Origin of the sequence: Azospirillum sp. BE72 (assembly GCF_031455875.1) — a bacterium.
Taxonomy (GTDB): Bacteria; Pseudomonadota; Alphaproteobacteria; order Azospirillales; family Azospirillaceae; genus Azospirillum.
Window position 1 is genome coordinate 118,711 of the sequence record NZ_JAVDTO010000011.1, and the last position, 6,662, is coordinate 125,372.

General features: G+C 69.6%; 3 protein-coding genes. All 3 read right to left on the reverse strand.

Going from position 1 to position 6,662, the window contains the following annotated elements:
- Positions 1-27: 27 nt before the first annotated feature.
- The 3 genes from J2Y49_RS22695 to J2Y49_RS22705 all read right to left on the reverse strand — a co-directional run bounded on the left by J2Y49_RS22695 (position 28) and on the right by J2Y49_RS22705 (position 6,596).
- Positions 28-930, reverse strand: coding sequence for an alpha/beta hydrolase (locus J2Y49_RS22695; protein WP_310117243.1), 903 nt, complete (start codon positions 928-930; stop codon positions 28-30).
- A 155-nt stretch (positions 931-1,085) separates the two neighbouring features.
- Complete coding sequence (locus tag J2Y49_RS22700; RefSeq protein WP_310117244.1) at positions 1,086-2,408, reverse strand: HlyD family type I secretion periplasmic adaptor subunit; 1,323 nt, start codon at positions 2,406-2,408, stop codon at positions 1,086-1,088.
- Between the two features lie 42 nt (positions 2,409-2,450).
- Positions 2,451-6,596, reverse strand: a complete 4,146-nt coding sequence (locus J2Y49_RS22705) for an ATP-binding cassette domain-containing protein (RefSeq protein ID WP_310117246.1) — start codon at positions 6,594-6,596, stop codon at positions 2,451-2,453.
- Positions 6,597-6,662 lie beyond the last annotated feature (66 nt).

Genomic DNA, 6,662 nt, shown 5'->3' on the forward strand with positions numbered 1-6,662 from the left:
ATCTGTCTCCGGAACAGGAGGAAAATGTCAGGTGCGCACGGCGGGAAGCCGGCGGCGCAGGAAGTCGCTGACGGCCAGCAAGGCCGGCCGATGGCCGGGCAGGGCGTCGTGGGAAATGGCGGGAAAGCGGGTGACTTCGGTCGGCACGCCGGCGGCGATCAGGCCGGCGGCGTACTGCTCGGCCTCGGTACGCAGCATGTCGTTCTGGGCGGTGACGATCAGGGCCGGCGGCAGCCCGCCCAGCCGGCGCGATTCCAGCGGCGCGGCATAGGGGTGGAGCCGCTGCGCCGCCTCCGGCAGATAGGCGCGGTAGCAGCGGGCGCAGTCGGCGATGGTGCTGTCGAGCAGCCGGGCCGTTGCGCCGGCCTTCCCGTCGGCCTTGCTATCGGCATCGCCGATGCCGCCGCGGCTGGCCCGCGTCAGGCTGGGGTCCAGCATCGGGCCGAGCAGCGCCTGCGCCGCAAGGCTCACCCCGCCCAGGTCGCGGGCCAGAAAAGTCAGGGAGGCGGCGACATGGCCGCCGGCATCATAGCCGACGACGCCAAGCCCGCCGTGGGCGACGCCCAGGGACGGCGCCGTCTCGGCGGTCCACAGCGCCGCGCGGTAGGCATCCTGTGCGGCGGTGGGGAAGGGGTGGGCGGGGGCCAGGGAGTAGCCGACCGACACCACCAGCGCCGGGGTTTCGGCGGCGATGGCCGCCGCCGTTTCCTCCGCCTCCTCCAGCGAGCCGGAGGTGAAGCCGCCGCCATGCAGATAGAGCAGCGCCGGGACCGCCAGCCCGATCAGCGGCCGGTAGAGCCGCAGCCGGATGTCCTGGGCATGGCCGGCGATGGTCCGGTCATCGACCACGAAGGGGCAGGGGCAGGGCGTCGTGCCCTGTGCCCCGCCGCGCTCCGCACTCGTCCCTTGTGTCCTCGTCGACCGTCCCATAGCCGTCCGGTGCCGTGGCACCCCTCCCGCATTGCAGTGCGGTGGAGTGTGGCTCCCGTAGGCGTACTAATAAATACCGGGTCAGCGGCAACACAATTCGGCTGGGATGAACAATCGCCGGCCACTTGTCGGGCGGGGCCGGCGCAGGGCCATCCTCACCGCTCGTTGAAACTGTCGGACAGGGCGAAGTAGATGGGCTTCAGCAGATATTCAAGCAGCGACCGCTCGCCGGTGGTCATCTCCACCTGGGTCGTCATGCCGGGCAGAACCGGGTGCTGGATGTCGTCGCGGCCGACATGGTTGCGGCTGAGCGCGATGACCGCCTTGTAGTAGGGACGGTGCTGCTCGTCCAGGAAGGTGGAGGCGGAGATGCGCAGCAGCTTGCCGGTGACGGCGCCATAGCGGGCGAAGTCATAGGTCAGCACCTTGACCGTCGCCTCCTGCCCGACATGAAGGTGGCCGACGTCGCGCGGGGTGACATGGGCCTCCACCGTCATCTCATGATCGACCGGGACGATCTGCATCAGGACGCCGCCCTCCGGCACCACGGCGCCGATGGTGTTGACGCGCAGATCCTGCACCAGCCCGCGCACCGGCGACAGCACGGTCAGCCGCTGGGACCGGTCGTCCAGCTTGGCGCGGGCCTCGCGCAGCTGGGCGATCTCGGCGGTCACGGTGCCCATCTCGTTCACCGCGTCCTGCGCCAGCTTGGCCGTCTGGTCGAGGATGCGGTTGCCGGCTTCGGTGATCGCCTGCCCGGTGGCGATGATCTGTCCCTCGATCCGCCGCTGCTCGCCCATCAGGCGTGACTGCTCGCGCTGGGTTTCCAGCGATTGCAGCTTCGACGACAGGCCCATCGATTCCAGCTTGTTGCGGATGTCGACCGATCCGGTGATGAAGGTGATCTGGTCCTTGATGCTGGCGAGTTGGCCTTCATACAGCGCCAGCTCCGCCTCGCGCTGCGAGACCTGGGCGCGCAGCACGGCGATGGCGGTGTCGCGGGCCTGGCGCTGGGTGTCGTAGATCAGGCGCTGGTCGGCGATCTGTGAGTCCGTCTGCGGCGTGTCGGTGCCGGCGACGCGCAGGAAATCAGGCTCCCGCCCGGCGGCGAAGGCGCGCAGCCGCTCCGCCCGCAACTCCAGCGTCAGCAGGCGGGCGTTCATCTGTTCCCGCTCCGCCTGGACCTGCTTGGGATCGAAGACGATCAGGGGCTGGCCGGCCTCCACCAGATCGGTTTCCTTGACCAGGATGTTGGACACGATGCCGCCTTCCAGATGCTGGACCACCTGGGCGTTGCCGGACGGCACCACCTGTCCGGCGGTGACGACGGCCTCCTTCACCGGCATCAGCGTGGCCCAGGCCAGCAGCGCCGCCATCAGCAGGACCAGCACGAGGATGGTGGCGCGGACCAGCGACAGCGTCGCATCGTCGGCGCTGAGCGATTTGCCGGTGGGGCGGGCGAGGTCTGAAGCGGCCATCTTGCGGTTCACACAGGATCGGAGAGGAAGGAGGTAGGCGGATCAGTGCTGGCGCGTGGCGACGCCGCCGGGCGGGCGTTGCAGCCCGATCCCGCCCAGCAGCGCTCCGGCGATGTTGTTGGCGACGCTGCTGCCGCCGCCGGCCGGACCACCCGCCGGGCCGGCGCCGGGACCCGTGCCTGGACCCGTGCCTGGACCGATGGGCCGGGGACCGGGCAGGCTTCCGGACGGGCCGGCGGGGGCGATCATGCCGGCATCCATCGTCAGCACCGTGTCGGCCAGCGTCAGGTGGCTCGGCCGGTGGGTGACCAGGAAGATGGTGCTGTGCCCACGCAAGGCCGAAAGCGCCGCATGCAGGGCCTTGTCGCCGTCGAAGTCCAGCCGGCTGGCCGGCTCGTCGAGCAGCAGGATGCGCGGCCGGCGGATATAGGCGCGGGCGAGACAGATCTTCTGCGTCAGGCTGGGCGACAGGCGCAGCGACTGGTTGTCGCCGATGCGGGTGTCCAGACCGCGCGGCAGCGCTTCCACCTCGTCCAGGGCGCCGGCCAGCGACAGCGCCCAGCGCAGTTCGGAGTCGTCGGCGGTCTGGTCGGCGAAGCGGAGGTTCTGGGCGATGGTGCCGTAGAACAGGGCGCTGGCCTGCGGGACATAACCGACCGACTTGCGCAGGTCGATCGGATCCATCTGGCGGATGTCGACGCCGTCGATGCGCACGTTGCCGGCCTGCGGCGCATAGAGCCCCAGCATCACCTTCAGCAGCGACGACTTGCCGGCGCCGTCCGGTCCGACAATGGCGACGATCTGCCCCGGCTTGACGGTGAAGGACACGCCGACCAGTGCCGGATCGGCATCGTTCCGGTAGCGCAGCGAAACGCGGGAGAAGGACACCTCGCCCTTCAGCCTGCGCGGCTGCAGGGTGGCGCAACGCGGCTCGCGCTCCGGCCGGATGCTCATCAGGCCGTTGATCTGGCGGGCGTTCGCGCGCAGCTGCTCGATGCGCGGCAACATGGAGACGGCGGTCTGCAGCGGCACCATCACCCGCCACAGCAGCATCATAGACGCCATCAGCGCGCCCGGCGTCATGGCGCCGGTGAAGACCTGGAGCGCGCCGACGCCGACGGTGGCCAATCCTGCGACCGGCACGACGAGGCCGGCCAGCGCCGCATGGGTGGCCGACAGGTTGGCGGCGGTGTGGCCTGACAATGCTGTGCGGGCGGAGAGGCGGTCGTAGCGGTCGCGCCAATGGGCCAGCCCGCCGATGGCGCGCAGCGCCGGCATCTTGGCGACCATCTCCACGAAGAATTCCTGCCGCTCGGTGTCGGCGCGGGCGGTTGTCCCGGTGCGGGCGCGCACCAGCGGGTGGACGGCTGCGCCGATGGCGGCGGTGATCAGTACGGCGCCCAGCGGCACCAGCGCCAGAGGACCGCCCAGAACCGCCATGACGCCCAGGTAGAACAGGGCGAAGGGCACGTCGAACAGGGCCGCAACCTGTCCCTGGCTGATGAAATCGCGGATCGATTCCAGATCCTTCACCCGTGCGATCTGCGTGCCGATGGCGGCGCGTTCGCTCATGCCCACCGGCAGCATCAGGATGCGGTCGATGGTTGCGTTGCTGATGGTCCGGGCGATGCGGGAACCGGCATGGGCCAGCGCCCGGCCACGGATCTGGCGCAGGGCGAAATCGCCGCCGATCACCAGCGCCGCGCCGATGGCGATGGTGGCGAGCGTGTCGAAGGAGCCGGTGGCGATCACCTTGTCGTAGATCGCCATGGTGAACAGCGGCGCGGCGACCGACAGCAGGTTGATGACGGCGCTCAAGCCAAGCACCGCCCACAGCAGCGGCACATAACCGTGGATGACCGTGCCGACCCAGTTCTGCGTCCCGGCGCCTGTCGTGGTCTCCAGCGCGGTGAAGGCATAGGCGGTGCCCTTGCCGTAATTCAGCGTCACCGTCTCTCGCAGCTGGCCGCTGAAGGCGACGACTCCGTCGGCATCGGCGGACAGCAGCGTGTAGACGCCGCCGTCGCGGGCGCGGAAAAGGCAGGGCATCAGCGACGGATCAGGCCGCGCGAGGTCGATGCGAAGGCTGCGCCCCTCGAAATGAAGGCGCTGGAGGACGTCGCACAGTTCCTCGACCGTCTGAACCTCGGAGAAGTGGGGCAGGGCCTCGGCCAGGGTCTGCGGGGCGCCGCGCCAGCCGAGCGCATCCAGCAGCGGCACCATGCAGGCGCCCACCGCCGATGCCACCGCCAGCCGGCGGCGCAGGATGTCGCCGTCGTCATGGGCGGCGCGGATGGGTTCGGCATCAGGCGCGGCGGTTGCGGCGGCAGGCTCCGTGCCGGGGTTGGAAGCGACGAGGGCGGGCTGGGTGCCCAAGCTCTCTCCGCCGGAAGCACCGCGGCTGACCGCATGGCCGTCGACGATCTGCACCACCCGGTCGGCCAGCGTCAGCAGCGACGGACGGCTGGTGACCAGCAGGATGGTGACGCTGCCACGCAGTTCCTCCAGCGCGCGGCGGAACAGCTTGTCGGATTCGGTGTCGAGGGAGGAGTTGGGCTCGTCCAGCAGCAGAACCGCCGGTTCGCGGACCAGCGCGCGGGCAAGGCAGATCATCTGGCGGGCGCCGCGCGGCAGCGCCTCTTGCGAGGCGTCGCCGACGATGGTCTCGTAGCCCTGTGGTAGGCTGGCGATGCGGCGGTCGAGCCCGAGGCGCCGGCAGACCTCCATCGCCAGATCGGCCCGGCCGGGGTCGAACAGCGTCAGGTTCTGCAGGATGGTGCCTTTGAACAGTTCCGGATGCTCGCCGACATAGACGACGCCGCCGATGCCGATCATGGTGTCGGTTTCCGTCGTGCTGCGCACGCCCACCCGCACCGTGCCGGAATTCGGCCGCAGCACGCCCAGGATCAGGCGCAGCAGGGTCGTCTTGCCCGTCGAATTGGTCGCCACGACGCCCAGGAATTCGCCCGGTCCGACGCTCAGCGACAGGTCGGTCAGGATCTCCGGCCCGCGGTCGTAGGCGAAACGGACCTTGTCCATCTCGATCGTGCCGGGGACGAGCGGTTCCGCCACCGCGCCGGCGGCCCCGGTCCCATCGCCGGCCCCCTCCCTGGCCCCATGCGCGCCGCCGTCGGCCCCGACCTCCAGCAGGACATGGCCGATGCGGCGCAGCGACAGCGACACCGACTGATAGCGCACCCAGCGATCGAACAGGGACTGCACCGGCTGGACACAGCGCCCGGCCAGCATTGAGCAGGCGGTGAGCACACCGGTCGTCATCATCCCGTCGATGACCGACACGCTGCCCAGGATGACCACCAGCATCATCGTCGCCTGCGACAGGGTGGTGGCGACGACGGAGGCGGAACCGCTCAGCCGGGCGACGTTGAAGTCCTCCTCGCTGCAGCCCTGCTGAAGGCGCTCGTGGCGGCGGAGCAGGCCGGCCTCCGCCCCCAGCCCTTTGACCGTGTGGACGCCGCTCAGCACCTCGCTGATGAAGTTCAGGCGGCGTTCCTCCAGCACATGGCGGTTCTCCAGCGCCCGGCGCATCCGCCGGCCCAGGACGGCGCCGACGACCAGGAACAGCGCCAGCACGCCCAGCGGGATCACAACCAGCCAGCCGGCCAGCAATGCGATCAGGCCCAGGTAGAGCGCGGCGAAGGGGATGTCGATGGCCGATTGCAGCGCTTGGCCGGAGTAGAACTCGCGCACCATCTTGATGGCGCGGTAGACCTCGAAATGGGTGCCGATTCCCTGCTGGGAGAAGGCGTTCAGCGGCATGTGCATCAGCCGGTCGATCAGCGACGCGCTCGACCGGTGTTCGATCCGGGCTCCCATCCACGTGGTCAGCGCCGAGCGCGCCACCCGCAGGATCGCTTCCATCACCGCAGCAGCACCGCAGCCGAGACCGAGCAGCAGCATGGTGCCGTAGGACTCGTTGGGCAGGATGCGGTCATAGACGTGCAGCAGCGTCACCGGCAGCGCCAGCCCGAAGACGTTCAGCGCGAAGGAGGCCAGCACCAGCATCGCCCGGTCCCGGCGCGGACCCAGCATGCCGGACAGCAGACGGCGCGCGGCCTTTTCCGCCGCCCGGTCATGGGCGGCAGAGGACTTCGCCGATGCGGTCTTCGCCGATGCGGAAGCGGCGGACTGTTCGATGCGGGTGGCAGACGGGGATGCGGACTGCAAAACGACCAACCTGTGCACAGGGTTAACCGAGCAGACAATCAACAGCATAATTGCTAGTGATAGGTA

Coding starts and splice junctions, on each gene's coding strand:
- J2Y49_RS22695 (WP_310117243.1), bottom strand. CDS start 930: ATGGGACGGTCGACGAGGACACAAGGGACGAGTGCGGAGCGCGGCGGG.
- J2Y49_RS22700 (WP_310117244.1), bottom strand. CDS start 2,408: ATGGCCGCTTCAGACCTCGCCCGCCCCACCGGCAAATCGCTCAGCGCC.